The sequence below is a fragment of the Enterobacter sp. PL_is379 genome (assembly GCF_055817355.1).
In genome coordinates this window covers 254,687-281,299 of sequence record NZ_JBVPGT010000026.1, presented here as the reverse complement: position 1 = coordinate 281,299, position 26,613 = coordinate 254,687, and the positions used below count along the sequence as shown (strand labels likewise).

Sequence of the window (26,613 nt, the reverse complement as noted above, 5' to 3'; positions counted from 1 at the left end):
CCCTCACCCTGGCCCTCTCCCACAGGGAGAGGGTGAAAAACGTGCTACTTTTTGCGGGAAAGCTTAAACGTCACAAACAGGAAGATCACCCACACCGGCAGCAGCATCGCCGAGAGACGCATCTCATCCATGGTGCACATCAGCACCAGAATCAGCCCCAGGAAAGCGATACAGATGTAGTTCCCCGCCGGGTAAAGCAGCGCTTTGAACTGCGTTTCGCGTCCCTTGCGGCGCATCGCGGCGCGGAATCGCAGGTGCGCCAGGCAGATCATGATCCAGTTCAGCAGCAGCGTGGCGACAACCAGCGCCATCAGCAGGCCAAAGGCCTCTTTCGGCAGCAGGTAATTGATTAGCACTACCAGCGACGTAATGGCACCGGAAAGGAACAAGGAATTCACCGGCACGCCGCGACGGCTGACGCGGGTAAGGAACTTCGGTGCGTTGCCCTGCACGGAGAGGCCAAACAGCATACGGCTGTTGGAGTAAACGCCGCTGTTATAGACCGACAGAGACGCCACCAGAATGACAAAGTTCAGCGCCGAGGCGACCACGTTGCTGTTCAGATCGTGGAAAATCATCACGAATGGGCTGCTGTCGGATTTCACTTCCACCCACGGATAGAGCGCCAGCAGCACCACCAGCGAGCCGATGTAGAACAGCAGAATACGGTATACCACCTGGTTAACCGCTTTTGGAATGCTTTTATGCGGGTCGTGCGCTTCCGCGGCGGTGATGCCAATCAACTCTAATCCGCCGAAGGAGAACATGATCACTGCCAGCGAGAGGATCAGCCCTTTCCAGCCGGTCGCCAGGAAGCCGCCGTGCTGCCAGAGGTTATCGATCGTGGCGCGCTCGCCGCCGTGGCCTGAGAACAGCAGCCACAGGCCAAAGCCGATCATGCCGATAATCGCCAGCACCTTGATCAGCGCAAACCAGAACTCGGTTTCGCCATACAGGCGGACGTTAACAAGGTTAACGGCGTTGATAATGATGAAGAAGGCCGCCGCCCAGATCCACGTCGGGACATCCGGCAGCCAGTACTGCATGTAAATGCCTGCGGCGGTCAGCTCCGCCATCCCCACCAGCACGAACATGACCCAGTAGTTCCAGCCGGACAGGAAGCCGGCAAACGGGCCCCAGTATTTATAAGCAAAGTGCGCGAAGGAGCCTGAAACCGGCTCTTCAACAACCATCTCGCCAAGCTGGCGCATGATCAGGAAGGCAATAATCCCGGCGATACCATACCCCAGCAGCACCGCCGGGCCCGCCATCTGAATAGCGGGGCCGATGCCGAGAAACAGCCCGGTACCGATCGCGCCGCCAAGGGCGATTAACTGAATATGTCGATTTTGCAAACCACGTTGCAGCGTCGGATTCTGATCCGACGAGGCTTCGGCGCTACCATGGCCTGAAGCGGATGACGCGTCTTTCACGTCCTACCCCTGTCTCTTTTTTAGAAGGGGCACGTTTTAACACTTCATGCTGGAGGTAGCAAGGGATTGGGGCATCCCTGCCCCGGATAACGAGATGGAACGCTTAGAATTCGTAGCCAACCGAGATCTTAAAGGTACGCGGTTCACCCTGCGTGATGTAAGTACCGGAATCGTCCACGCTGGCCCAGTAGTTTTCATTGGTCACGTTGTCGATGCCCGCGCGCACGGTCATCTGGTTTGCATTGTGGTTCACCGCGAAGCGATAGCGCATACCCAGATCCAGCGTGGTGTAGCTGTCCAGCTTTTTGGTGTTTGCCAGGTCAGCGTACTGCGCGCCGGAGTGGTTCACGCGGGCGGTGGCGGTCAGGCCGTCAATCGGCTTGATGTCGTACTCCGCGCCCAATACGGCGTAAAAGTTCGGAATACCGATCGCATCGTTCCCCTGATTGACGCCATTTTTGGTTTTGGTCAGCTCGGCCTGCAGCCAGGTGGCGCTGGCATTCAGACGCATCCCCAGCATGGGCTCGCCAAAGACGTTCAGCTCCACGCCACGGTTACGCTGCTCGGCGTCAAGGCCGTAGTGGCCGCTGTCGTCGAGGATCGCCGACGGCATCTTGATTTCGAACAGCGCAAGCGATCCGCCCACGCGGCCAAAGTCCGCCTTCACGCCCACTTCGTTCTGCTTAGAGTGCACGATACCGGTGCTCTGGCCGTAGTTGGTGGCGGTATTAGGCGCGGTTTTGCCCGGCTGCAGCGCTTCGGTATGGTTAGCATAGAGGGAGATTTCCTCCCACGGCTTGTAGACCACGCCGTAGGTTGGCATCCAGCGACTGCCGTCGAAGCCGTCTGCCGCGTTTTCCGCACCGGTAATTTTGTTATACCCGCGAATGACCACCTTCTGGTGGCGCGCGCCGGCGGTGAATAGCAGTTTGTCGTCCAGCACGCCCAGGGTATCGCTCAACAGCCAGCCTTGGGTACGGGTGCGTCCGCTGGTCAGCGGATCGCTGTATTTCCCGCCTGAGCCGTTGAGGTTGCTGCTGTCCGGCATATCCACGCCGGTATTGTGGTAGATATTGGTCGTCGGGTTATCCTTCGTCGCCGACATTTTCCACGCGATTTTTTCGTTTTTGGTCATCGCCGAATAACCAACGTTGACCTTGTGCGAGACGAAACCGGTATTGAAATTACCGCGAATGCCCGCCATGCCGCTGACGGAATCGCTGATGCGGTTGGTATCAAGGCGGCTGACCGTTGCCTTGCCGCTTTTATCTACCAGCTTCGGCGCGCTATAGATCCCTTCCTCATGCGCGTGCTGCGCGCCCAGGCCAGTATAGGCGGTCCAGCCGTCGGTGATGTCGTACTCGCTGCGCCACATCCCGAACTCGTTTTCAATGTTGCTGTAGGCCCACTTCTGCGAGAAGTTGCGATCGTTTTTCGGCGGCTCGGGCACGAAATCCACCGCCGAAATATTGACGCTGGTTGGGCTGCCGTGGAAGGTTTTCTTCTGATAGCCCAGATCAAGCGAGGTGCGGAAGCGGTCACCGCTGTAATCCAGGCCGGTAGAGAGCAGCGTGGTGCGGCGGCGATCGTTCGGTATGCCGGTTTCCCCTTCGCGGTGCACCAGATTCACCCGCGCGCCAAACTGGTCGTTGTCGCCGTAGCGACGGCCCGCATCCAGCGTGGTGCCAATCTGAGAATCTGAGGTGTAGTCCACGCCCACTTTCGCCTGCGGGAGTTCGCCCGCGTGTTTTGGCTCAAGGTTGATCATCCCGCCCACGCCGGAGCTCGCCGCGCCGTTCATCAGGGCGTTTGCCCCTTTGAAGATCTCAATGCGCTCAACCATCTGGGTATCCACCACCTGGCGCGGCAGCACGCCGGACAGCCCGCCAAAGGTCATGTCGTCACCGTCGAACTTCAGGCCACGGATACGGTAGGTTTCCGCGCTGTTGCCGAACCCCTGGACGAACTGCACGCCCGCGTCGTTAGCGACGACATCGGCAATGGTTTTCGCCTGCTGATCTTCCACCAGCTTCGAGGTGTAGCTGATGATGTTGAACGGCACGTCCATGGCGTTCTGCTGGCCCAGCATCCCCATGCGCCCGCCATTCGCCATCTGCCCGTCAAGGAAGGCCGGTACCAACTGGTCGCCACCGGGTTTGAAATCGCTGGCTGGCGCAGCCTGGACAACGAGGGTGTCCTCTTTTTGATCGTCCGCCGCGAAGGCGGAATGTGTCACCGCGCCAACGGCGAGCGCCAACAGCGTGTTGTTTATTTTGGTGTTGTTCATCGTTAACTCATTTAAACGTGCGCGCAAAAATGACCCGTTGTCAGGCCTTAGAATGTGTTTATTGAAATGCAAATGAGAACTATACGCATTATATATGCGTTAGCAAGTGTAACCGCGTTCATGAGGAGGTTTGGCGAGAAATGAGGGGAACAACCACCCCGTTGCGGGGGTGGCTGCAATGACGTTATTTTTTCTTGTAGATATTGGCCGTACCGTGAATTTTATTGTTGGTGTTCCCTGACGTGAGCACCAGGACATCTGCGCCTTTCTTATCGGCTTTCTCAATCAGTTCTTTTTTTGCATCATCAACCGATACCTCATTCGAGGTACTTACCGTACCGATTTTTTGATACTGAGACGCAACTTTCTTGAACTCATTTTTTGTCAGCAACTGAGCAGCAAAAGCATTGGTCGTAAACAGTAACGCCGTTCCCAACAAAATAGCAGTCGTCTTTTTCATAACCTTTTTTCCTTGAGATTAATCAGCAACTACGAAAAACCTCACGCATTGTGGTGAGGTTTTATGAGCATGGTAGAGAATCTCAGGAAATGCCATACGTTCGGGAAAATTCTTTTATAACAACCCGTTGCATGAAATTACTAACGAATATTAAGAATATTCGAATACCCGCGCGGTGCCAGCAATATCAATGCGTACCGCCGTGCCCGGGTTCCATCCTGGCTGGCTGACGGTCTTCAGAATCACGGGCTGTTGCTGCCCGGCTAATCCGAGGGTGAGCGTCGATAGCTGTCCGGTGAAATCCACATCAAGAATCGAGATCGGGCTTTCATGTGAGGCACATGCCGTCACGCGTAATTGTTCAGGGCGCATCATCACCCTGCCCTGTCCTGTCGCATGCGCGTTGTCCGTCGGCACTTCACCCAGCGCGCACACGGCATACCCGGCAGCGAGTTGAGCTGGCAGGATCACGGCGTCGCCAAGAAACAGCGCCGTCTCTTCGTCAACGGGACGGGTGTAAACCTCATAAGGCGTACCGACCTGTGTGAAGCGTCCGGAGCGCATCACGGCAACCTGCGTGGCAAAGGACAACGCTTCGTTCTGATCGTGGGTGACCAGAATCGAGGCCACGCCCGCTTCGGCCAGCAGATCGGCCGTTGCCTTACGCGTCATGGCGCGCAGGCCGGTATCCAGCGCCGAGAACGGTTCATCCAGCAGCATCAGTGAAGGACGCTGGGCCAGCGCACGGGCAAGCGCCACGCGCTGCTGCTGCCCGCCGGAAATCTCGTGAGGCCAGTGCGTTGCCAGCTGCCTGTCCAGAGACACCATCTCCATCAGCGCCTCAACGCGCTGGCGTTTCTCGTGGCGGGTGCCGTCCAGCCCCCAGGCAATGTTGTCTGCCACATTGAGGTGCGGGAACAGCGCCCCCTCCTGAGGTACAAAACCGATCCCGCGCTGGTGGGCAGGGACAAAACGGTTTTCATCAAACAGCCTTCTCCCCTGCATGACAATACGCCCGGTGTCAGGCGTTTCGAAACCGGCAAGAATACGCAGCAGCGTGGTTTTCCCCGACCCGGACGGCCCGACAATCGCCGTCCTGCTCCCCGGCGCAACGCTCAGGTTCAAGCTGTCGAGCACCTGCACATCAGCAAACGATTTAGAAATGGCGGTTAATTCAAGCATGTCATAGCCCTGCAATTTTTTTCGACTGCATATAGAGAATGGCGGTCAGCGGGAGTGAAATCAGGATCATCAGCATCGCGTAAGGCGCGGCGGCAACATAGTCAATTTCACTGGTCAGCGCCCAGAATCCGGTGGAGAGCGTGCGCGTGCCCAGCGGAGAGAGCAACAGCGTGGCGGTCAACTCGTTGCTGACGCCGAGGAAAACCAGCGCGGCACCCGCCGCAGCACCGGGCGCGGCCAGCCGCATCGTAACGCTCCAGAGCGCCTTCGCGGGCGTGCTGCCCAGGCTGCGCGCCACGTTTTCCAGCTCGACCGGCGCCTGCGCAATCCCCGCCCGAAGGTTGATGAGCGCTCGGGGCATAAACATCAGCAGGTAGGCCAGGAACAGGGTAATTTCCGTCTGGTAAATGGGGCGGGCATAATGAATAGTGACGGTGACCAGCGCCAGCGCCGTGACAATGCCCGGCAGTGAACTGGTGATATAGATGCACCCTTCCAGCATCCGGAAGATACGGTGCGGATAGCGGATACCGAGCCACGCGATGGGGATCACGCACGCCGTTGTCAGGAGCGCACCGCCCACGCCGAGCATCAGCGTCTGGCGCAGGGAGTGCCAGAGATCGGGACTCATCCAGTTTTGCACGCCGCCGAGCCAAATCCAGCGACACAGGACAATCAACGGCACGCCCAGCGCCAGCACGATCAGCACGATGAAAAACAGCTGGCCCAGCGCGGCAGCCGCAGGCTTCAGCGGCAAGCGTTTTTGCTCGCGCGCGGCCCCGGCGCCAATGCGCGCGTAGCGTGCTTTTCCGCGCGTTACGCCTTCCAGCACCAGAATAGCCAGACAGCATAAGGCCAGCACGCCCGCCAGCATGTTCGCCGCCGGGCCGCTGAAGGTAGACTGGAACTGGTCATAGATTGCCGTGGTGAAGGTATCAAAGCGGATCATCACGTACAGGCCATATTCCGCCAGCAGATGCAGCGCCACCAGCAGCGCGCCGCCGCAGATAGCCAGCTTGAGCTGCGGCAGCACCACGCGGAAAAAGACCCGCCAGGGCGGCGTGCCGAGCGACGCGGCGACATCTTCAAGCGTCGGGTCAAGACGACGCAGCACCGCCGCAACCGGCATATAGATAAACGGATAGTAGGCCAGAACGGAGAGGAACACGCCCGCAGAGAGCCCGTGCATGGACGGGACAACGCTCACCCAGGCATAGCTTTGCACAAACGCGGGGATCGCCAGCGGGGCGACCGCCAGTGCAGACCAGATCCCTCGTCCGGCAAGCTGCGTGCGCTCGGTGAGCCAGGCTATCGCCACGCCCGTCACGATACACAGCGGAACCGCTAAAGCCGTCAGCCACAGCGTGTTGCTGAGTAGCTCAGCAACACGCGGGCGAAACACCAGCGCCTTAATGGTTTCCCATCCGGTCTCAATGCCAATGGCAATGATAAAACCCAAAGGCAGAAGCGCCATTAATGAAAACAACACAGCTAACGCAACCATCGGCAGTGCAGGACGCCTGCGGGCAGGCTCCTGCACTCTGTTTTTTCCGATGTCGAGACTCAGACCAGACATAAGACGTTCACTTCACTCTCAGGATCACAGCAGACCGGCTTGCGTCATCAGCTCGATAACTTTTTTACTGTTGAGCGTTGAAGGTTCAACTTTCGGTGCATCAAGATCTTTCAGCGGGACCAGTTTCGGGTTTGAGGCCGCGTTTACGCCCACAGCGTATTCAAAGGCGTTGTTGGTACGCAGACTCTCCTGACCTTCTTTGCCGGTAATGTATTTGATGAAGGCCCGCGCCTGCGCTTTGTGCTTGCTGGACGCCAGCACGCCACCGCCAGAGAGGCTCACAAACGCGCCCGGATCCTGGTGTTTGAAGTAGTAGAGCTGAGTGTTTTTGCTGTTTTCACCGGTTTTGGACTGATCGACAAAGCGGTAGTAGTGATAAATCACGCCGCCATCAATCTGGCCGGCATTGACGGCTTTCATCACCGTGCTGTTGCCTTTATAGGCAACGAAATTGGCTTTCATCGCCTTAAGCCATTCCAGAGTGGCCTTTTCGCCTTTCAGAGCCAGCATCGCGCTCACGATGGCCTGGAAATCCGCGCCTGACGGTGATGCCGCCCAGCGGCCTTTCCACTCGGGTTTCGCCAGATCCATCAGCGACTTAGGCAGCTGCTGTTCGTTCAGTTTTGCCGGGTTATAGACGAATACCGTGCTGCGGGCGGCAATGCCGATCCAACGACCATGCGCAGGTCGATACTCTGCCGGTACCTGCTTCAGGGTGTCTGCATCCAGCGGCGCAAACAGGTTAGCGTTATCCACCAGCACCATGGACGGCGAGTTTTCCGTCAGGAATACGTCGGCCGGCGATGCGCTGCCTTCCTGAACCAGCTGGTTACCCAGCTCGCTGTCATCACCATTGCGCAAAGTCACTTTAATGCCGGTTTCTTTGGTAAAACCGTCAACCCACGACTTCACCAGGTTTTCATGCTGCGCGTTATACACAACGATACCTTCGTTGTTATCGGCGGCAACTGATTGTGTGGAAAGGAAAAGGGATGACGACAACAAGGCAAGCGAGAAGCAGGACAGCAGGCGAGAATTCATGAACATATCCTTAATAGACCAACGGGAGTAACCACTCATAGCTTTGTGGGACAGGATTAAAGCACACAACAACGCTAATGATAATTAGTATCAATCCAGTTTACGCGTAAAAGTGTAAAATTTCATTATTGCGTGGTTTGAAATGATAAAAATCCAGATGGGAAAGATAGTTCAATTCAAAATTAAGAAAACCTTAAGACTGAACGGAAGAAGAATTCATTAGCCTTCTATTTATTATTGCGATATTTAATGCACAGATGAAGAACTCTCCCGCCAGAGAAGCGGGAGAATGTAATGCGGTGTGTTATTTATCGATTAAATTAAAATCACCCTGGTTATATCTTTGCCCCTGAATATTGTCAGGCGTAAAGACATGGTCAACGAACTTAATATCAGAATCGGAAAGATTCAGGCTGACCGCCCCCGCATTATCCTGCAAATGCGCTATTTTTCGAGCCCCCGGAATAGGAACAATGTCATCTCCTTTACTCATCACCCATGCGAGGGCCAGCTGTGCGAGGGAACAGCGGTATTTATCCGCGACATCCTGTAGCTGGCCGAGCAGCTGTTGGTTTTTCTGCATCGCTGCTTTCTGGAAGCGAGGCAGGTTCCGTCGGAAATCATCCTCGCCAAAGCCGGAGCTGTTCGTGATTTTCCCGGTTAAAAATCCGCGACCCAGCGGACTGTAAGGCACAAACCCAACGCCCAGCTCGCGGCAAGCGTTAAGAATGCTTTCCTCCGGCTCGCGAGTCCAGAGCGAATATTCCGTTTGCACGGCGGTAATCGGATAAACTTTGCAGGCCCGGCGTAACGTGTCGGCTGAGACTTCTGAAAGCCCGATATGGCGAACTTTCCCTTCCTTGATTAAATCAGCCATTGTTCCCACAACGTCTTCAACAGGTACAGACGGATCGACGCGGTGCTGATAAAGCAGATCGATAGTCTCGATATTGAGACGTTTAAGTGAACCTTCTACCGCTTCACGAATATGTTCAGGGCGGCTGTCAACACCAGCCATACGTTCAAGACCATGTCCGGAGGGAAGGATGCGAAAACCAAATTTTGTCGCAATCTGTACCTTGTCGCGAATGCCTTTAATCGCCTTCCCGACCAGGACTTCATTATCATAGGGGCCATAGACTTCCGCGGAATCAAGGAAGGTAACGCCCAAATCGACCGCAGCGTGAATGGTATTGATCGCCTCCGATTCTTCGGCACCACCATAGGCAAAACTCATCCCCATACAACCCAACCCCAGCGCTGACACCTGGAATTTATCTTTTCCCAGATAACGTGATTTCATCTTATATTCCTGTTTTGATAAATGACAGGAAATATATACTTTCATTCTTAACGCATAACAATTAGTATATTTTTAATGCAGTATTTTATGAGAATTAACAATGAAAAATGCACCAGAATTACAACATATAGAAATATTACTTCTTATTGTAAAACACGGGAGTTTTCGTCAGGCCGCAAAAGAATTAAATGTTTCAGCGCCGACGTTAACTGTCGCCATAAATAATCTTGAAGAAAAACTTGGAGTTAGACTTTTGAATCGCTCCACCCGAAGCTTGTCTTTGACGGCCGTCGGTAAAGCGTTTCTTGATGACGTGACGCCCGTCCTGAATGACTACAGACGCGTCATTGATAATCTCAATGACCACAAAGAAAAGCCTGAAGGCGTCATCAAAGTCAACTTACCCCGGATCGTGGTTGATCTCTTTTTTCAAAGCCATTTCGTTACGTTCAAAAATAATTACCCGGGTATTACATTAGAGTTGTTCACCACTGACAGAAAAATCAATATTATCGACTCAGGTTTCGATGCCGGAATACGGTATACACAAGATGTTCCTAAAGATATGGTTGCCATTCCCTTTGGTGGCAAGATGGCTCTTATTCCCGTTGCCAGCCCTGATTTTCTGAAGAAATCAGGCACGCCTGACTCACCAAAAGATCTGGTCAATTTCAGGTGTATAAATCGCTGTTTTCCTGATGGAAAGCTGTATCGCTGGGAGTTTATGGATCCACAAGGGGAAACAATGGAGGTATCTGTTAATGGCGATCTGGTTGTCGATTCAGACGCGGCAATGATCCAGGCTGCTGAATATGGGTTAGGGATTGCGTTTGTTTATGAGAATCTGGTTGAGGATAAAATTAGCGAAAACAAACTTGTCCGTTTGCTACCTGATTATACCTATCCCGCTGATAATTTTTGTGTTTACTACCCGAGCCGAAAACATCTGCCAGCACCGCTGAGAACCTTCATAGCGTGGGTGATGTCGATGAATAAAGACGTGCGTTGAGAGGAAATGGCACGCCCTGTAGGATTCGAACCTACGACCTACGGCTTAGAAGGCCGTTGCTCTATCCAACTGAGCTAAGGGCGCACTGAGAAGCGTGTGCTTCGCGGTGGTGAAACGCGAAGAATTATACGGTCAATGGCAGGTGAGTCAATGCCTTTTCCGCTTTCCTGGGCAATTACCGCTAGCCGATTGTAAATACGGCTATTTTCTCAACATTTCTCCCTGTTTCACCGTAAAATTTAGCGCTGCGAAAAGGCCTAGTTGCATTTAAGTAACGCCTGCTGTTTTCCTGAACGTCAGCTCGTCACACTAGAGTCAGGTATCCCGGCCGCCTGGAGGCTGACAGACAACAGGACAATGGAGTGACAGCGCAAAACCTGATCGATACGCCCCCCCGGTTACAGTACCTTTCTCAGGACATCGTCGGCATTAAGCTTGAGCCTATCGTCGCCCTCACCTCCTTGCGCCAGGTTGGCGTGGAGGTACTTAGCGTTCTGTCCGACACGCGCCACAGCGAGGACTTTTTTTGCGATCGGTCCGCTGAGTGGTCGATAACCCTGCTTGAAGCGCAGCTTGCCACGCTAAAAAATACGCCGCACGGACATAACCTTTTTATTAATCTGCCGATAACCGTCCTGACGGAGCCTGCGTCTTTTCAGCGACTTATCAGGTTACCTGGCGTGCCGCTCAATATTGAGATTGTCGACCTCGCGTCCTTTTTGGCGCTATCTGTCGCACAGAAGCAGCATGTGGTTCAGAATCTGCAGCAACTTAGCAGACAGGGACACGCTATCTGGCTGGATGACGTGGACGACGTCTTAGTGCAGTCGTTTTTATCCTGTCGACTCCCGTTAAGCGGCGTCAAAATAGATAAGGAAGCATTCTGGCGTTTACGCGACACCCCTGCGCTGAGGCAACTGGTTTCCCTTTGCTTTCAGCTGGCCGGGAAAGTGCTTATTGAAGGTATTGAGACTGAACGCGATCGTACCTGGGCACTGCAGGCAGGCGCAGACCTCGGCCAGGGATATTACTGGCCGTCCTGGACATGGCCGGAGGATTAAAACGCCATTTCCAGGAGGGAGACCATGCGAATGACAGTGCGCCGTTACCGGCGGCGGCGTACAGGAAGTGATGCACTGGGATTTACGCGCTCACCTTTTGCTCCCCCCTTTTTCGACCGACTCGAATTTTTGAGCCAGTCCATCAGCCAGCCCCGCAAAACAGACGCCCCTTTTATCCTTCTGGTGACGGAGGATCACTACCTGCGCACCGGCTTTCTCAACGGGCAGTTTCCTCTGAGCAGCTGCTGCGACTACGCCACGCTGGACGACGCCCTTATCGCTCAGACACAGTGGCCCTCCGCCCGTCTGGTCGTGGATATAGAAAGCCGGTCCACGGGGCTGCTGGAGAAACTGGATCAGTTGAGAAGGCATAGCCTGTTTCCTCCGTACCTGACGCCCTGGCTGTTAGTCCGGGCCGATAATTACGACACCCGCCTCTTCTGCAAAGCGGCAGGTCCCTTTCATGTGCTCGAACGCCAACTGAACGCCGCCGCGCTCCAGCACAGCCTGCTGGATACCCGCCCCCCGCAGGGGTCCGACAAAGACTGGTTCTCGCGCAATGAATGGCCCATCCTGCAGGAGCTCTCACGGGGCAAGACGCTGCGTCAGATTGCCCTGATGCAGAATCGCCCCTATAGCCGCATTATCTATCGTCTCAGCTGCATCCTGCTGAAGCTGGGGCTGAGCCATCGCCAGGAATTGCTTCATCTTCTTAATAACCTCTCAGACTGCACGTTTTCACTCACGTCCTAACCCCTTATTTCCTAAAGCGGTTTAGGAATTTACTTACCAACTGCGTTACATAAATGTTAATTTTTAACAATAAAATCGAATTTATAACTATTCCTAATTTATGGGCGTAAACCTTGTGAAATGCCATAAATTGAATGAACGGCAGCACTTTCCTCCATCCGTTAAGCGAATGCAGATAGCGTTAACAAGATGATAATGATGTAAAAACAAGCAGCTTAGCGACAACGTCCAGGAGTAAAAAGCGAAGCGGGTAGCATGTTCTCCTGCGGACCTGGCGCCGTTATCGTGGTCAACGCAAGCACTTTCGGATGAAGGTCTACCGGCCTGTGAGGGCAATTTTTAACCTCCGCGTCGCGGGTTCGCCCGCAGAAATGATGTCTATTCTTGTTAACAATTGATCAACATACAGAGATATCTGTTATTTTTTGTTATTACATAAAGATGAAAATATGCGGTAAATGAGATAATAGGATATTTCCGCTAATTTTAAAAAAATAGTGATTCAGATCCAGAAGATAATACAAACCCATACGCGGATATTAATTTACAGGGTTTTCGGAAAAAACTTACCCTGTATAATAAGATGCGTACCAAATTTGAATAAGAAAAACCTTTTTGCCAACACCAGCCTAATGAGATGACCGCGCTGAGGCATAGTTCTTTTCATTACGTAAACAAGGATGCTTTCGCTCTTTCCAGGGAAATACTACGGTATAGGGATCTGCACATTATATCCTTCCGGCATTTCGAGAGTTTTACCAAACTCTGCATAACGCTTTTAACAATCTGAGGCATTAAAAATGAAACCGGCATCCGTTATCATTATGGACGAACATCCTATCGTCAGAATGTCGATAGAAGTCCTGCTACAGAAAAATAAGAATATCGCAGTCAAGCTCAAGTCTGGCGATAGCCATGAAGTCCTTGACTGTATCCGCAATCACCCTATCGATCTGGTGATCCTTGACATTGAACTCACGGGCACGGATGCTTTCGCTTTACTTAAGAGAATCAGAAACTTAAACAAAGAGATTAAGGTTCTGTTCCTCTCGTCTAAATCAGAGCTATTTTACGCGGGTCGCGCCATTCGCGCCGGGGCAAATGGCTTCGTCAGCAAACGGAAAGATTTGGGTGAGATCTACAACGCCGTAGAAATGATCCTGATGGGCTATTCCTTTTTCCCGTCGGAAACGCTGAACTTTATAAACCACCTGGGTTCAGGGAAAGGGATGGCAGTAGATATGCCATTATCGAATCGTGAGGTCACGGTATTACGGTATCTGGCGAATGGATTATCCAATAAGGAAATTGCTGAACAGCTACTATTAAGCAACAAAACTATTAGCGCGCATAAATCCAATATTTATTCCAAGCTGGGTGTGCAAAGCATCGTGGAATTAATTGACTACGCCAAAGCGCACGAACTGCTTTAACCTGAATTCACTCCCTGCAGCTTATCTGAGCTGCAGGGAGTGCGGTCAGTGCTAATTATAGTTAATCATAAAGGTGGCATCCGCATCGGCTCGTCCGGGCTGAGGATTATCTGCGGTGGCAATATAATTGGCATAAAACGACAATGTAGCATTCCCCTGCGCATCAACTGACACCGGCTGGCTGGCCTGCTGAAGAGCCAGACGCGTTTTATCCGCATCCCTGATCTCTACCGCGACACGGCTCGCTGTACTGGCGTCGTTCAGCGCCAGCAAACCGTTATTGCTCCCGTCGGCTTTGCCCGAAAACGTAATCGACGCGGCGCCCGGCGGACAGCCGGTCAGCTTCAGCGTAAACGGCATGGGCTGCGTGCGGCTCCCGGTGGTGCTGAGCTGTTTCGTGGGCCAGGTGCCCAGCGTGACGGTCTTGTCGCTGTCGCTGCCTTCCGCGACGCAGGTAAAATCAACAATATTGCCGTAGAGCCGAATGTTAATTTCGCCCAACGCGGTGTCCGCCTGAGCCTGTGTGCAAAGCGCAAAGAGCGCCACGGTGAGAAAACGGATCCCGTTTCGCATATCGGCTCCTTAGTCGTAATCCACGCGCAAATACCCGCGCGAGGTGAAACGCCCTTCCGCTGGCTTGTTGCCCGTCACGCTCACCGGCCAGACGCGGATCCCCACCTTTGCCTGCGCGCTGTCGTCGAGGCGGAACGGAATTTTGCTTGTCAGGTTGTTAGGCGTTAGCGGCGCACCGCTCTCGTTGGCAATGATGAACCCGACGTCCGGGTTATCCGACACCAGCACATTATCAGAGACTTTCTCCGCCTCTACGCGCATCGTCAGCATGGCGTTTGCCTCCACGTTGGTGCATTTGATCGCAATGGTTTTGCTTTGCGATGAGACGCCCTCCGGTTTGTTACCTACGCCCGCCTTACTGAACAGGGAGGCGCCAATGTCGCCGAAATCAAACTCCACCACGTTCCCGGCGTTGATAGCGCAGCTTTGCGGCACCTGAATGGTACCGCTGTAGCTGATGGTATAGACCGGCGTGGTGAGCGGATCCGAGGAGGTGGTGGTGACGTAAACGCGGAACATGGTGGCGCGCGGGATCACGACCATATTAATAAAACGTCGGGTTACCTTAAGGCGGAAGACAAGGCTGGAGTCCTGAACGCCAAACGGCCTGTTTTTGGAGACGTTAGGATGGCTCCCCATCTGGATATAGTTTTTTGGCGGATAAAACACGCCAGCATAGCTGTCCGTGATTTTCATGGCTCCGTCCAGATAGTCGTTCAGCTTCAGATACTGATAGCCATCGCTCGTTCCCGTAACCTGATAATCGGTCACATAGCTACGCTTGGTGGTATTCCCGACCGTGCCCTTCGGGCAGACGGCATTGACCCCTACCCACTGCGACTTCTCGCTGAGCGTCACGACCTGTCCAATCTGGTTATTCGAGCTATTGAATTTGTCCGTCAGGTCGTAATGCACCTCCGTCGGCACGCCTTTTTCATTGACGCACACGGTGGCGAATGCATTTGCCGCAGGCAGTAGCGCCAGAAGCGACAAGCCTAAGATGTGGGTTTTATTCACAGCGAATCCCCTTCATTGTGATTGCCTGTTGCAGGCTCTTTTCAGGCAAGCTGTAAGGCGCGCGACACTGAGACTGCGCCCCGTCGCCCCACTGGATCAGCAGCTCGCCCTCCAGCGGCAGCCCGCTCAGGTAAATTTGCCCGTCATCCCCCACCATGCTGGTGACCCCGCTTTGCGTTTCGCGGACCACCGCGCCAAACGGCACGGGCTGGTTGCCGCGCGTTACCGTCAGCAGGGCGCGCACGCCAATGCGAGTATCAAAGCTGGCGCGCACCAGCGCGCCTTTGGTCGGCACCACGCTGCTCACGTTGTTTTCGATGTCGGTGTTGTTGCTCATGGTGTTGGTATCCAGCGCCACGCGGTTGTAGCGGTAGACGGTGGCATACGGCATCACCGCATAGCCTCGCCAGTCGGTTCTCACGCCGGTCTGGTTTTCCACGCTGACGCCGGATGCCCCCGGCGCTTTGATCAGCACGTTGGTGTCGCCCAGCGGCTGGCTGAAGGTCACGCCGTCGGCATGACCGACGACCCCGCCGGAGAGCTGCCAGTTGAGATCGTGTTGATCGTCGCTGTAGTTGTAGCCCACGCCCAACGTGCCGTAGGTCGCCTGCCAGTTGGCGCTGGCGCTTCCGCTTGACCCGTTGGTGCTGGTGTGTCCCTGAGTCACGCTGTAGTTCAGGTTGCGGTCCTCCAGCAGCGTGCCGCTGACGCCGGTTTGCCAGCTTGTGTCGCCATCGCTGTTCCGGCTGGCGGATGCCGTGGCGTAGGCACGGTCAATCGCGCTGTCCCGGCGATAGCCCTGACGGGTAAAGATACTGAACGGCACGGAGACGTTAAACGACGCGATCCGGTCGGTGCCGTCGATCCCGACGGATTTGTTCCACGACCACGAAACGGAGTAGTTGATCCCCTTCATGCCCCCCGCATACCCCAGCTGGTACCAGAGGTTCGACTCGTCGGTACCCCAGTAGGTCTGCTCGCTGCCGGAGATATAGACCGAGCCGTAATCCCCCAGCGCCTGAGAAACGTTAAGCTGGAAGCGGCCTTTTTTATTCCACGTCAGGTTGTGATAGCTCTGCACGTCCGGCACATCGTTATCGTCCTGGCTGTCGGCATACTGATAGCCTTCCATTGAGCGCCATGCCACATCGTCCAGGGTGTAAAACCCTTTTGTGGAGTAACGGTAGCCCAGCAGCTGGAAGTTGGTGCCAAAGCCGTTAAGGGATTTCGCATAGAGGAAGCGCAGGGACTGTCCTTCATGCTTGCTGTCGTCCGCGAGCTGGCTGCGGGCGTGGGTGATATCGAGCGAAACCGCGCCCCAGTCGCCCAGGTTTTTTCCGGCCCCGACGGCAACCGCGGTATAGCGTGACGCCAGCTGCGTTCCGCCGTAGAGCGTAAAGCCGTTGGCAAGTCCGGTAATCAGGGTGCCCTGGGTGAAGAACGGCGTATCCTGATCGCTGTTACCGCTGCGGTAATCCCCCGCGACGAGGTCATACTTCCAGCGCCCTTCACGCTGCAGAAGCGGCACGGTGGAGTACGGCACGGTATAGCGCTGCTGGGTACCGTCTTTCTCTTCTACCGTCACTTCCAGGTCACCGCTTGAGGAGGTGGGGTTGAGATCGGTAATCGCAAATGCGCCCGGCTGCACATAGCTTTGATAGATCACGTAGCCATTCTGACGCACCACCACTTTGGCGGGCGTCCGGGCGATCCCGCGCACGGTGGGCGCGTAGCCCTGCAGGCTGTCCGGATACATGCTGTCAGACGAGAAGAGCCTTCCGCCGCGGAACCCCATGCTGTCGAAGACGTCATTGCCGGTATTGCTGTCGCCCAGGACCAGTTCGCTTTTCAGCGGGATCACGGTGCGCTGCGCCCAGGTGCCAATATTCTGCCACTCGCTGTGCCGCTGCCCGTTGGTCTGCGTGTATCGCCATGCGCCGTTGTTACGTAAACGCCAGGCGCCGTAGTTCAGCCCGCTCTGCAGGTTGAGGTAATAGCTGTCGTCTTCGCTGCCCCGGTTGCCCGTAAAGCTGTAGTTCAGCAGCGCGGCGGGAATGCCTTCATCCCACTGTTCCGGCGGAATGTAGCCCCGGGCGCTGTTCTGCAATGCCACCTGCGGCAGGCTGACGTTCAGGCGCTGTGAGGCAAAGTTGAATACCGTTTCGCTACCGGGAATGGCCGTGGTCAACGGGACGCAGGCCTCACCCTGGACCTGAGCCAGCTCGGGAAACGCCGCGACGTTGACGCCAAAGCGGTCGAGCATCGCCCGCGTAATACACGGCGATAGCCCGCCCGCCACCGGCGGCGTGTTCTCTGCCTGCTCAAAACGCACGTCCTGAGTCCCGATAAATTCATCGTTACGCCAGATATCCACGCGATAAACGCCGGGTGCCTGCTGGTGTCCTTGTTCAAAACGCGACAAATCCGCCACGCTGGCGGTGTCGTCGGACAGGAAGGCCGGGTTGAAATAGCTTTCGCTCCAGCCAGCCTGCGGCCAGAGCGCAGCCATCAGCGCCAGTGCAACCGGGCAGTAACGTCCCTGATGGTTTTTCATCGCCCTGACTCTGCTCACAGGTTGACGCTACGCGCCGGCGTGATGGCACCGTAGTCATTCACGCTCTGCCAGGAGAGCGTGCCGCCGACACCGGCTGGCAGCACCTGCTGTGCCGCGCTTTTCGGCGCCACCATCAGGTTATCCAGCGTCTTCCCGCCCAGCTTCAGATTGACGAGGGTGATGTAATACGGAGACGCGTTGCTGACTTTGAGATGGTTACCCGCGCGCTCAAACCGCAGCTGGGAAAGCGCCTCTTCCGGCTGCATTGCCAGGTTGTTCGGGCGCACAAACAGCTTGATGCGCGAGAGGATAGCCAGCTGCAGCACGTTATTGTTTTCCGTTTTGGCTTTGTTCACTGACGGGATCGCTTTCACGTTCATGTAAAACAGCGATTCGCGGTCGGCAGGCAGCGCAGGCCCGGCGTAAATAATGCGCAGCGTGTTTTCACTGTCCGGCTCGCTAACAAACAGGGGCGGCGTGACGGCAAACGTTTTTTCTTTTTGCCCGTTCGCATTTTCGATCCACGCGTTAATTAAATAGCGCTCCTGTTTATTGCTGTTGGTGATCGCCAGCGACGTTTGCTTCGCGTCCGCCGGGTAAATAACGCGGGTGGCTCCCAGCGCAATACCGCCGGATGCATTCGCGCAGGCAGAAACCATCATTAAAATAAACGATAAAAAAAGTCCTGGTTTAATTAGGGTATTCATCACAACCGTACCTTTAATAATGTGTTCGCAGGTGTTATGGATAAATCAACGTAAACCAGACATCCGACTGAATTTTGCCTGGCTCGAGGTGTTCGGAAATAGCCCGATAGCGGGCGCTAAAATGGAACGCCAGCTCGCGGGTATCGATCGGCAGCCAGCTGACGGCCGTGGCATTTGGGATAATCTGACGCTGCTGCTCGTCAAAGAGCGCCAGCCCAACGCCGCTGCTGACAGGCGTTTCACCTGGTCGCGATGTCGCCAGAAAGACCTGAGGATCTTCTGCGGGTGTGGCCCCCTGAAACTGGATCCCCACGGTGCGCGAAACATCAACGCTGCAGTCCAGCAGCCGTACGGTGAAAGGCACATTCACCGTGGAAAAACTGCCCACGCCGGAAAATGAATTGGTTCGGTACTGCCCCATATCGATGCGCATATTCTGGCTGTCGGGCGCCACGGCGCAGCCGCCGTTCACCAGTTCACCTCTGAGATGAACCTTGCCGCCTTCGATCACCACGGTATGCGCCGATGCCGGGCAAGCCATCGCAAGGGTTAACAGCAGTAGTGTTCCTGTCCTTGTCATCCTTTGTTCCTGGCAATAGCGTATGACGGGCCTCGTCCCTGAGGCCTGAACATCCCTGTGCGGAGGAATTATTCGTATTTCATAACGAAGGTGGCGTCAGCGTTCGCCTGGCCTGGCTCGGTAGTCGCAGCCGTGGATTTATAACGCGCGGTGAACTTCAGGGTGTTCGTCCCTTCGATCAGCGTCTGCGCAGCAGAGAAGGTCGCACCGTCTGGGGTCAGAACGCTGGATTTGCTGTCGAGGATCTCAATACCCACGCCTTTCGCGGTGTTGTCGTTGCTGCCGGAGGTGACGGCCAGCAGGGTTTTGTCGGTTGGGTCGATCTGACCGGTGAACGCAACAGCGGCAGTTTTGGCCACCAGCGGATCGCAATCGTTCAGTTCAATGTTGAACGGAATATTAGAGGTGGTGTCGCCCACTTTGGTGAATTTCGCGGTACGATACTGACCCAGATTAACGGTCTGCTCGGAAGAATCAGTATTTACTGAACAAGCCGCATTAACCAGCTCACCTTTAAAATGTACGGTACCGCCATTTACGGAAACCGGCGCAGCAGGATCCGCTGCATTTGCGGCACCCGCAACCAGGGCCAAAGTTGCAATAACAGTAGAAGCAATGTTGCTGAGTTTCATGTCTATTCCTTTAAAATGTAAATAACCCTTCCCGCGAAAAATCGGGAATAAGAAATACGTTCAATTGAGTAATTGAAAGCTTATTTCGGAGGAGACAAAGTAGCTCAGGAGGTGATTTTTAAATATGTCAAAACGCTGCCATTTTACCAGGTCACATCCTAATCCCGCCTAAGAAATTGACCATCCCTTAAGAAGGGTTTTTGCGTCTTGCGGATAAAAACGCGCAAAGGGTGACTGACAGCGGGGCTCGCTTCTGACAAAATACACGCATCCCCCCTTTCGAACGTTACAGACGGAATCTTCTCTCTGATGGCAGCAAAGATTATTGACGGTAAAACGATTGCGCAGCAGGTGCGCTCTGAGGTCGCGGAAAAAGTGAAGGCGCGTAAAGCGGCAGGATTTCGCGCCCCCGGGCTGGCCGTTGTGCTGGTTGGCAGTAACCCGGCATCGCAGATTTATGTCGGCAGCAAGCGCAAAGCGTGTGAAGAGGTGGGGTTCGTCTCCCGCTCTTACGATTTGCCGGAAACCACCAGCGAAGCAGAACTGCTGGAACTTATTGACACTCTGAACGCCGATAAAGAGATCGACGGTATTCTGGTTCAGCTGCCGCTGCCCGCCGGTATCGACAACGTGAAGGTGCTGGAGCGTATTGCACCGGATAAAGACGTGGACGGTTTCCATCCGTACAACGTTGGCCGCCTGTGCCAGCGCGCGCCGCGCCTGCGTCCGTGCACGCCGCGCGGTATCGTGACGCTGCTGGAGCGTTATAACATCGATACTTACGGCCTGAACGCCGTGGTCATCGGCGCGTCCAACATCGTGGGCCGCCCGATGAGCATGGAGCTGCTGCTGGCCGGCTGCACCACCACCGTAACCCACCGCTTCACCAAAAACCTGCGCCACCACGTTGAGAACGCCGATCTGCTGATCGTCGCGGTCGGTAAGCCGGGCTTTATTCCGGGCGAGTGGATTAAAGAGGGTGCAATCGTCGTGGACGTCGGGATTAACCGTCTGGAAAACGGCAAAGTGGTTGGCGACGTGGTGTATGAAGATGCCGCCGCGCGCGCCTCTTACATTACCCCCGTACCGGGCGGCGTAGGTCCAATGACCGTCGCAACGCTGATTCAGAATACTTTGCAGGCATGCGAAGAATATCACGACGTAGAGGACGCGTAAGATGGCGACTTTTTCATTAGGTAAACATCCGCACGTTGAGCTGTGCGATCTGCTCAAGCTGGAAGGCTGGAGCGAAAGCGGCGCGCAGGCGAAAATCGTTATCGCCGACGGGCTGGTAAAAGTCGACGGCGTGGTGGAAACCCGCAAGCGCTGCAAGATTGTCGCGGGACAGACCGTGAGCTTTGAAGGACAGAGCGTAACCGTGACGGCCTGAGCCCCCTCACCCTAACCCTCTCCCCAAAGGGGAGAGGGAACAGTCCGAACGCCGTTTCCAGGCCGGGTAAGGCGAAGCCGCCCCCCTGCAATGTCTCTCAGCATCCCCTCACACCCATCACGGTTATTTATCGATCAACTTCAAATAATCACTATTTCATCTGTTGAAACGTGAAAATTCAGTTGCGCGTTTTTCACTCTTTGCCCACGATAAGTAGAACGTTCTACTAAAACGTTCTACTTACAATAACAGCGCCAAAAAAAGCGCTACTCGGGGGAAATCAGCATGAGTCTGATATCAGGGTTTGTTAAATCGCTGTCTAAGTTATCGATGATTGGTCGCGCCTTAATGCTGCCAATTTCACTGCTTCCCGCTGCGGGCCTGCTGCTGGCCTTCGGCGATAAGTTCCATCTGCCGCTGATGATGAACGCGGGTGGGGTTATTTTTGATAACCTGCCAATGCTGTTTGCCATTGGCTCCGCCGTGGGTCTGGCGTCAGAATCCGGCATCGCGGCGCTGTCTGCGGCCGTTTCGGTGTTTGTCACCAATATCACCATCAGCACCGTGCTGAGCATCACGCCGGAAATGGCCTCCCAGGGCGGGAAATACGCCATGGTGGTGGGCATTCCGACGCTACAGATGGGCGTCTTTGGCGGCCTGATCTGCGGTATTCTCGCGGCCTGGTGCTATAACCGCTTCCACACCATGCAGCTGCCGGAGTTCCTGGGCTTCTTTTCCGGCAAGCGCTTCGTGGCAATTGCAACGGCGTTCCTCTCGTTCCTGATGGGGCTGCTGCTGCCGTACGTCTGGCAGCATATCCAGGCCGGTATCGACGCGCTCTCCGTGGTGGTGAACGGCGATAATCAGGCGGCGTCGACCTTTATCTTCGGTCTGGTGGAGCGCGCGCTGATCCCGCTCGGTCTGCACCACATCTGGTATCCGTCGTTCTGGTACTCGTTCGGGGATTACACCACCCAGGCAGGCCAGGTGATCCATGGCGACCAGACCATCTGGTTCAAAATGCTAGAAGAGGGGGTGAAATCTTTCAGCAGCGACACCTACCAGAACGCCGGTAAGTTCATGCAGGGTGAATTCCCGCTGATGCTGTTCGCGCTGCCCGCCGCGTGCCTGGCGATGTATCACGAAGCCCATACGAAGAATAAGAAAATCGCGGCCGGTATTCTGTTCTCCGCGGCGCTCACCTGCTTCCTGACCGGGATCACCGAACCGGTTGAGTTTACCTTTATCTTCGTGGCACCGATTCTGTACGTCTTTAACGCCATCATGGCGGGTCTGGCCTACATGACCATGTACCTGCTGCATGCGCATATCGCCAAGTCCTTCTCCGCGGGCTTTATCGACTATCTGTCATTCGGGATCCTACCGTCGTTTAACGGCTACCAGACCCACTTCCTGAGCGCCATTATCATCGGCATTCCAATGGGCCTGATTTATTACTTCACGTTCCGCTTTGTGATCCGTCGCTTCGACGTGAAAACGCCGGGCCGCACTGAAGTGACCGCCAACGCGGATGAGAAATCGGATTCTGAACTCGCGACCGAGATCATCACCCTGCTGGGCGGGGCGCATAACATCGACTCCGTCGGCGCCTGTATCACCCGTCTTCGCCTGGAAGTGACAAAAAGTGAGGTGGTGGATAAAGACGGCCTGAACGGACTCGGCGCGCGCGGCGTGGTCTTTGTCGGCGACAACGGTATTCAGGTGATTTTCGGTGCCAGAGCACAGTTTATCGCCCAGACCATGTCCACCATGATCGGCAAATAATAAGATGCCTGAACGACACGTCTCCTGTACGCTGGGAGACGTGTTTTATCTGGCTGATAATCGGTAAATTTCAGGGAGCGGTTTTGAAGAAAGTCAGCATTATTGATGTCGCGAAGCACGCGGGCGTGTCGGTTTCAACCGTCTCGCTGGTGCTGCGCCAGAAAGGGAAAATCTCAGAGGCAACGATCGAGAAGGTCAACGCTGCCATCAATACGCTGGGCTATGTTCATAACGTTGCCGCTGCCAACCTCCGCGCCAATACGTCCAATCTGATTGGCCTGATCCTCCGTGACTTTAGCGACAGTTTCTCCATCAAGGTGATGGCGAGTATCGTTCAGGATCTTGAAAAACAGGGGTATATGGTTTTTCTCGGACAGCCCCAGAACGACCATGACCAACTTGAGCGCTGCCTGCTGTCGTTTAAGCAGCAGGGCGTCGCAGGGGTGATCTATCTGGCCTCGGATACCCGCACCTCTACCCTACCGGAACAGATTCGCCGCTGCCCGCTGCCGCTGGTGGTGGTCTCGCAGTCGCTGCTGGATGAAAAATGCAATCTGGTGATGCGCGATAACCGTCAGGCGGCCAGTCTGGCGGTGCGTTATCTTATCGAGCGCGGCCATCGCAATATCGCCTACATTGGCGGACGCGAAGGCTGCCTTATCCGCGAGCAGCGCCTGCTCGGTTTTCGCAGCGCGATGACGCAAAACGGGCTGGTCTGGCGCGATGAATACTCTCCGGCCTGCAGCGATGACACCCTGGCCGCGGGTTTCGCCACCCGCCAGCTGCTGGAAAAAAACAATACTATCACCGCCCTGCTCTGCCACTCGCCGGATGCCATGATCGGCTCCATCTCTGGTATTCATCAGGTCGGGCGTACGGTGGGTAAAGATGTGTTTTTAACACAGCAGGTCGCGCTGGTCGGTTTCGAAGATATGCTCCATGTTAACCTCACCTCGCCGTCATTTACCTATGTCTCATCCGCCAGCGAAGAGACGGGGCGTCAGGCTGCCGGGCTGATTATTCGCACGCTAAAGGAGCCGACGCTGCAAACCCAGCGCATTACGCTTTCCGGGCAGCTTATCGCGCGCGAGTCGGCGTAAAATCAGAATTTCGCACAGGTTTTTTAGCGCGGAATGGCTGCTATATTTCCATGATTTGCCATGGATAATCACAATGCCTACCGTCATTACACACGCTGCTGTTCCGCTTTGTCTGGGCTTAGGCCTGGGGACAAAAGTTATCCCACCCCGCCTGCTGTTTGCCGGGATTGTTCTCGCCATGCTGCCGGACGCCGACGTGCTGGCGTTTAAGTTCGGCGTCGCGTATGGAAATGTTTTCGGCCATCGCGGCTTTACCCACTCCCTGCTGTTTGCCTTTGCGGTGCCGATACTTTGCGTGCTGACTGGACGACGATGGTTCAGGGCCAGCCTGACGCGGTGCTGGCTGTTTTTAACGGTGTCACTGCTGTCGCACAGCCTGCTGGATTCGATTACTACAGGCGGGAAAGGCGTCGGCTGGCTGTGGCCGTGGTCAGATGAACGCTTTTTTGCGCCGTGGCAGGTGATTAAGGTCGCGCCGTTTGCACTCTCACGCTATACCACGCCGTACGGGCATCAGGTGATTATTTCAGAACTGCTGTGGGTGTGGCTGCCGGGGGTTGTGCTGATGGGAATGTTGTGGTGGAGAAGAAGGTAAAAAAAAGCCGGGTGGCGGCAGCGCCTTACCCGGCCTACTTTTACCCGTAGGCCCGGTAAGCGTAAGCGACACCGGGCGTTACAGACTTACTTACGGCGCCAGGTGGTACCCTGCGGGCCGTCTTCCAGAATGATGCCCATCTCGGTCAGACGGTTACGCGCCGCATCGGCCGCCGCCCAGTCTTTCGCCTGACGCGCTTCCAGACGCGCTTTGATCAACGCTTCAATTTCCGCCACTTCGCCGTCGTCCGCCTGCGCACCGCTCTGCAGGAACGCGTCCGGATCCTGCTCCAGCAGGCCGAGCACGGAAGAGATCTTACGCAGATGAGACGCCAGCGCATTCGCCGCCGCCATATCTTCTGACTTCAGGCGGTTCACTTCGCGCGCCATGTCGAACAGCACGGAGTAGGCTTCCGGGGTGTTGAAGTCGTCGTTCATCACCTCAACAAAGCGTGCTTCGAACGCTTCGCCGCCTGCCGCCGGAACAGACCTGTCGGTCCCGCGCAGCGCGGTGTACAGACGCTCCAGCGCCGAGCGCGCCTGCTTCAGATTCTCTTCGCTGTAGTTCAGCTGGCTGCGATAGTGGCCAGACATCAGGAAGTAGCGCACGGTTTCCGCGTCGTAATACTTCAGCACGTCGCGCACGGTAAAGAAGTTGCCCAGCGATTTCGACATCTTCTCGCGGTCAACCATTACCATCCCGGAGTGCATCCAGTAGTTCACGTACTCGCCGCCGTGGGCGCAGGTGGACTGCGCAATTTCGTTTTCGTGGTGCGGGAACATCAGGTCTGAACCGCCGCCGTGAATGTCGAAGTGCTTGCCCAGCTGTTTGCAGTTCATCGCGGAACACTCAATGTGCCAGCCCGGGCGGCCTTCGCCCCACGGGGATGGCCAGCTTGGCTCCCCCTCTTTGGACATCTTCCACAGCACGAAGTCCATCGGGTTACGCTTCACGTCAACCACGTCGACACGGGCACCGGCCTGGAGCTGATCCAGATCCTGACGGGAAAGCGAACCGTAGGTTGGGTCCGTTGGCACCGAGAACATCACGTCACCGTTGTCCGCAACGTAGGCGTGACCGCGTGCGATCAGCTTTTCGGTGATCTCGATGATTTCGTGAATATGGTGGGTCGCGCGCGGCTCGCTGTCCGGGCGCTGAATATTCAGGGCGTCGAAATCTTTGTGCATCTCGACGATCATGCGATCCACCAGCGCGACAAAGCTTTCGCCGTTCTCATTAGCGCGCTTGATGATTTTGTCGTCGATGTCGGTGATATTACGCACGTATTTCAGGGTATAGCCCAGAAAACGCAGGTAGCGTGACACCACGTCAAAAGCGACAAAGGTACGGCCATGGCCAATGTGACAGAGATCGTAAACCGTAATACCACACACGTACATGCCGACTTCCCCGGCATGGATAGGTTTAAATTCCTCTTTTTGGCGCGTCATTGTATTAAAGATTTTTAACATCGAAGATTCCATGTAAACACGTGTGTGGTTGAAAACCGGCTATTCTACCCGTAATTCAAACCCGAAGCAGCACACAATGCAAGGTGATCGCATCCTGTGGTTATGCTATAACAAGCCCCTATAGATGACCCGAACGCGGGTCGACGTACCACAATAACGGAACAGGATGCAAAAATGGTTACTTTCCACACTAATCATGGCGATATCGTAATCAAAACCTTTGATGACAAAGCGCCTGAAACAGTTAAAAACTTCCTGGACTACTGCCGCGAAGGTTTCTACAACAACACCATTTTCCACCGCGTGATCAACGGTTTTATGATCCAGGGCGGCGGTTTCGAACCTGGCATGAACCAGAAAGCCACTAAAGAGCCGATCAAGAACGAAGCGAACAACGGCCTGAAAAACACCCGCGGCACGCTGGCGATGGCGCGTACTCAGGCACCTCACTCTGCAACCGCGCAGTTCTTCATTAACGTGGCGGACAACGACTTCCTGAACTTCTCCGGCGAAAGCCTGCAGGGTTGGGGCTACTGCGTATTCGCAGAAGTGGTTGAAGGTATGGACGTGGTTGACAAGATCAAAGCCGTCTCTACTGGCCGCAGCGGTATGCACCAGGACGTTCCGAAAGAAGACGTTGTGATTACAAGCGTGACCGTCAGCGAGTAAT

The 26,613-nt window shown here is 55.1% G+C and carries 24 protein-coding genes and 1 tRNA gene; 10 read left to right on the top strand and 15 right to left on the bottom strand.

What is annotated here, in order from left to right; genetic code table 11:
• Positions 1-44: 44 nt before the first annotated feature.
• From pheP to AC0TOY_RS09260, 7 genes are all read right to left on the bottom strand, one after another.
• Positions 45-1,433 (bottom strand): phenylalanine transporter, encoded by a 1,389-nt coding sequence (gene pheP / locus AC0TOY_RS09290; RefSeq protein WP_048991439.1) that lies wholly within the window; start codon positions 1,431-1,433, stop codon positions 45-47.
• 103 nt (positions 1,434-1,536) lie between these two features.
• Entirely contained in the window at positions 1,537-3,720 is a 2,184-nt protein-coding gene (locus AC0TOY_RS09285) for a TonB-dependent receptor (RefSeq protein ID WP_473721749.1), read from the bottom strand.
• 184 nt (positions 3,721-3,904) lie between these two features.
• Entirely contained in the window at positions 3,905-4,180 is a 276-nt protein-coding gene (yahO, locus tag AC0TOY_RS09280) for a DUF1471 family periplasmic protein YahO (RefSeq protein ID WP_024906894.1), read from the bottom strand.
• Positions 4,181-4,330: 150 nt separating this feature from the next.
• Positions 4,331-5,362: an ABC transporter ATP-binding protein gene (locus tag AC0TOY_RS09275; RefSeq protein WP_473721748.1), complete on the bottom strand. Its 1,032-nt coding sequence runs from the start codon at positions 5,360-5,362 to the stop codon at positions 4,331-4,333.
• Position 5,363: 1 nt separating this feature from the next.
• A complete protein-coding gene (locus AC0TOY_RS09270) occupies positions 5,364-6,938 on the bottom strand; it encodes an ABC transporter permease (RefSeq protein WP_370884044.1) in 1,575 nt (524 codons plus the stop codon).
• 24 nt (positions 6,939-6,962) lie between these two features.
• Positions 6,963-7,979, bottom strand: coding sequence for an iron ABC transporter substrate-binding protein (locus AC0TOY_RS09265; RefSeq protein ID WP_473721747.1), 1,017 nt, complete (start codon positions 7,977-7,979; stop codon positions 6,963-6,965).
• Between the two features lie 304 nt (positions 7,980-8,283).
• The gene (locus AC0TOY_RS09260) at positions 8,284-9,282 is read right to left on the bottom strand and encodes an aldo/keto reductase (protein ID WP_473721746.1); all 999 of its coding nucleotides are present in this window, start codon (positions 9,280-9,282) and stop codon (positions 8,284-8,286) included.
• A gap of 100 nt (positions 9,283-9,382) precedes the next feature.
• On the opposite strand from AC0TOY_RS09260, the gene AC0TOY_RS09255 reads away from it, so the two are divergent.
• Complete coding sequence (locus tag AC0TOY_RS09255) at positions 9,383-10,291, top strand: LysR family transcriptional regulator (RefSeq protein WP_473721745.1); 909 nt, start codon at positions 9,383-9,385, stop codon at positions 10,289-10,291.
• Positions 10,292-10,298: 7 nt separating this feature from the next.
• Here the strand turns inward: AC0TOY_RS09255 and AC0TOY_RS09250 are convergent.
• A tRNA-Arg gene (locus AC0TOY_RS09250) sits at positions 10,299-10,375 on the bottom strand.
• A 278-nt stretch (positions 10,376-10,653) separates the two neighbouring features.
• On the opposite strand from AC0TOY_RS09250, the gene AC0TOY_RS09245 reads away from it, so the two are divergent.
• The 3 genes from AC0TOY_RS09245 to fimZ all read left to right on the top strand — a co-directional run bounded on the left by AC0TOY_RS09245 (position 10,654) and on the right by fimZ (position 13,538).
• Positions 10,654-11,352: an EAL domain-containing protein gene (locus tag AC0TOY_RS09245; RefSeq protein WP_473721744.1), complete on the top strand. Its 699-nt coding sequence runs from the start codon at positions 10,654-10,656 to the stop codon at positions 11,350-11,352.
• 24 nt (positions 11,353-11,376) lie between these two features.
• Entirely contained in the window at positions 11,377-12,105 is a 729-nt protein-coding gene (locus AC0TOY_RS09240) for a helix-turn-helix transcriptional regulator (RefSeq protein ID WP_048991448.1), read from the top strand.
• 800 nt (positions 12,106-12,905) lie between these two features.
• On the top strand, positions 12,906-13,538 hold the full coding sequence (fimZ, locus tag AC0TOY_RS09235) for a fimbria biosynthesis transcriptional regulator FimZ (RefSeq protein ID WP_024906886.1): 633 nt from the start codon (positions 12,906-12,908) through the stop codon (positions 13,536-13,538).
• A gap of 51 nt (positions 13,539-13,589) precedes the next feature.
• Here fimZ and sfmF read toward each other — a convergent pair whose 3' ends face one another.
• The 6 genes from sfmF to fimA form a co-directional block, all read right to left on the bottom strand.
• Positions 13,590-14,111 carry a fimbria assembly protein gene (gene sfmF, locus AC0TOY_RS09230; RefSeq protein WP_008499338.1) on the bottom strand — a complete coding sequence of 174 codons (522 nt, stop codon included), beginning with the start codon at positions 14,109-14,111 and terminating at the stop codon, positions 13,590-13,592.
• Between the two features lie 9 nt (positions 14,112-14,120).
• A complete protein-coding gene (gene fimH / locus AC0TOY_RS09225; RefSeq protein ID WP_021241603.1) occupies positions 14,121-15,128 on the bottom strand; it encodes a type 1 fimbria D-mannose specific adhesin FimH in 1,008 nt (335 codons plus the stop codon).
• Positions 15,121-17,682, bottom strand: a complete 2,562-nt coding sequence (locus AC0TOY_RS09220) for a fimbrial biogenesis usher protein (protein ID WP_473721743.1) — start codon at positions 17,680-17,682, stop codon at positions 15,121-15,123. The genes fimH and AC0TOY_RS09220 overlap by 8 nt, the downstream gene beginning before the upstream one ends.
• A gap of 14 nt (positions 17,683-17,696) precedes the next feature.
• Entirely contained in the window at positions 17,697-18,389 is a 693-nt protein-coding gene (gene fimC / locus AC0TOY_RS09215; RefSeq protein WP_008499335.1) for a type 1 fimbria chaperone FimC, read from the bottom strand.
• A 34-nt stretch (positions 18,390-18,423) separates the two neighbouring features.
• Entirely contained in the window at positions 18,424-18,969 is a 546-nt protein-coding gene (gene fimI / locus AC0TOY_RS09210) for a type 1 fimbrial protein subunit FimI (protein WP_008499334.1), read from the bottom strand.
• Positions 18,970-19,037: 68 nt separating this feature from the next.
• A complete protein-coding gene (gene fimA, locus AC0TOY_RS09205) occupies positions 19,038-19,601 on the bottom strand; it encodes a type 1 fimbrial major subunit FimA (RefSeq protein ID WP_008499333.1) in 564 nt (187 codons plus the stop codon).
• A gap of 309 nt (positions 19,602-19,910) precedes the next feature.
• Here fimA and folD point away from each other — a divergent pair, with 309 nt between their 5' ends.
• From folD to AC0TOY_RS09180, 5 genes are all read left to right on the top strand, one after another.
• Entirely contained in the window at positions 19,911-20,777 is an 867-nt protein-coding gene (gene folD / locus AC0TOY_RS09200) for a bifunctional methylenetetrahydrofolate dehydrogenase/methenyltetrahydrofolate cyclohydrolase FolD (protein WP_006809817.1), read from the top strand.
• Between the two features lies 1 nt (position 20,778).
• Positions 20,779-20,991: a ribosome-associated protein YbcJ gene (gene ybcJ / locus AC0TOY_RS09195; RefSeq protein ID WP_023334767.1), complete on the top strand. Its 213-nt coding sequence runs from the start codon at positions 20,779-20,781 to the stop codon at positions 20,989-20,991.
• Positions 20,992-21,276: 285 nt separating this feature from the next.
• The gene (locus tag AC0TOY_RS09190) at positions 21,277-22,776 is read left to right on the top strand and encodes a PTS transporter subunit EIIC (protein WP_024906880.1); all 1,500 of its coding nucleotides are present in this window, start codon (positions 21,277-21,279) and stop codon (positions 22,774-22,776) included.
• Between the two features lie 83 nt (positions 22,777-22,859).
• A complete protein-coding gene (malI, locus tag AC0TOY_RS09185; RefSeq protein ID WP_473721742.1) occupies positions 22,860-23,876 on the top strand; it encodes a Mal regulon transcriptional regulator MalI in 1,017 nt (338 codons plus the stop codon).
• A gap of 73 nt (positions 23,877-23,949) precedes the next feature.
• Positions 23,950-24,471: a metal-dependent hydrolase gene (locus AC0TOY_RS09180; RefSeq protein WP_024906878.1), complete on the top strand. Its 522-nt coding sequence runs from the start codon at positions 23,950-23,952 to the stop codon at positions 24,469-24,471.
• Between the two features lie 86 nt (positions 24,472-24,557).
• Here the strand turns inward: AC0TOY_RS09180 and cysS are convergent, their stop codons facing one another.
• On the bottom strand, positions 24,558-25,943 hold the full coding sequence (gene cysS, locus AC0TOY_RS09175) for a cysteine--tRNA ligase (protein ID WP_290094549.1): 1,386 nt from the start codon (positions 25,941-25,943) through the stop codon (positions 24,558-24,560).
• A 174-nt stretch (positions 25,944-26,117) separates the two neighbouring features.
• Between cysS and ppiB the strand changes: the two genes are divergently transcribed.
• Positions 26,118-26,612 (top strand): peptidylprolyl isomerase B, encoded by a 495-nt coding sequence (ppiB, locus tag AC0TOY_RS09170; protein WP_008499327.1) that lies wholly within the window; start codon positions 26,118-26,120, stop codon positions 26,610-26,612.
• Position 26,613 lies beyond the last annotated feature (1 nt).

What these genes read in the sequence shown, in the direction of transcription:
- fimA (WP_008499333.1), bottom strand. Translation starts at nt 19,601, where the DNA reads ATGAAACTCAGCAACATTGCTTCTACTGTTATTGCAACTTTGGCCCTG.
- AC0TOY_RS09275 (WP_473721748.1), bottom strand. Translation starts at nt 5,362, where the DNA reads ATGCTTGAATTAACCGCCATTTCTAAATCGTTTGCTGATGTGCAGGTG.
- AC0TOY_RS09190 (WP_024906880.1), top strand. Translation starts at nt 21,277, where the DNA reads ATGAGTCTGATATCAGGGTTTGTTAAATCGCTGTCTAAGTTATCGATG.
- AC0TOY_RS09240 (WP_048991448.1), top strand. Translation starts at nt 11,377, where the DNA reads ATGCGAATGACAGTGCGCCGTTACCGGCGGCGGCGTACAGGAAGTGAT.
- fimI (WP_008499334.1), bottom strand. Translation starts at nt 18,969, where the DNA reads ATGACAAGGACAGGAACACTACTGCTGTTAACCCTTGCGATGGCTTGC.
- AC0TOY_RS09285 (WP_473721749.1), bottom strand. Translation starts at nt 3,720, where the DNA reads ATGAACAACACCAAAATAAACAACACGCTGTTGGCGCTCGCCGTTGGC.
- fimZ (WP_024906886.1), top strand. Translation starts at nt 12,906, where the DNA reads ATGAAACCGGCATCCGTTATCATTATGGACGAACATCCTATCGTCAGA.
- AC0TOY_RS09255 (WP_473721745.1), top strand. Translation starts at nt 9,383, where the DNA reads ATGAAAAATGCACCAGAATTACAACATATAGAAATATTACTTCTTATT.
- AC0TOY_RS09265 (WP_473721747.1), bottom strand. Translation starts at nt 7,979, where the DNA reads ATGAATTCTCGCCTGCTGTCCTGCTTCTCGCTTGCCTTGTTGTCGTCA.
- AC0TOY_RS09180 (WP_024906878.1), top strand. Translation starts at nt 23,950, where the DNA reads ATGCCTACCGTCATTACACACGCTGCTGTTCCGCTTTGTCTGGGCTTA.
- yahO (WP_024906894.1), bottom strand. Translation starts at nt 4,180, where the DNA reads ATGAAAAAGACGACTGCTATTTTGTTGGGAACGGCGTTACTGTTTACG.
- sfmF (WP_008499338.1), bottom strand. Translation starts at nt 14,111, where the DNA reads ATGCGAAACGGGATCCGTTTTCTCACCGTGGCGCTCTTTGCGCTTTGC.
- ybcJ (WP_023334767.1), top strand. Translation starts at nt 20,779, where the DNA reads ATGGCGACTTTTTCATTAGGTAAACATCCGCACGTTGAGCTGTGCGAT.
- folD (WP_006809817.1), top strand. Translation starts at nt 19,911, where the DNA reads ATGGCAGCAAAGATTATTGACGGTAAAACGATTGCGCAGCAGGTGCGC.
- cysS (WP_290094549.1), bottom strand. Translation starts at nt 25,943, where the DNA reads ATGTTAAAAATCTTTAATACAATGACGCGCCAAAAAGAGGAATTTAAA.
- ppiB (WP_008499327.1), top strand. Translation starts at nt 26,118, where the DNA reads ATGGTTACTTTCCACACTAATCATGGCGATATCGTAATCAAAACCTTT.
- AC0TOY_RS09220 (WP_473721743.1), bottom strand. Translation starts at nt 17,682, where the DNA reads ATGAAAAACCATCAGGGACGTTACTGCCCGGTTGCACTGGCGCTGATG.
- fimC (WP_008499335.1), bottom strand. Translation starts at nt 18,389, where the DNA reads ATGAATACCCTAATTAAACCAGGACTTTTTTTATCGTTTATTTTAATG.
- AC0TOY_RS09260 (WP_473721746.1), bottom strand. Translation starts at nt 9,282, where the DNA reads ATGAAATCACGTTATCTGGGAAAAGATAAATTCCAGGTGTCAGCGCTG.
- AC0TOY_RS09270 (WP_370884044.1), bottom strand. Translation starts at nt 6,938, where the DNA reads ATGTCTGGTCTGAGTCTCGACATCGGAAAAAACAGAGTGCAGGAGCCT.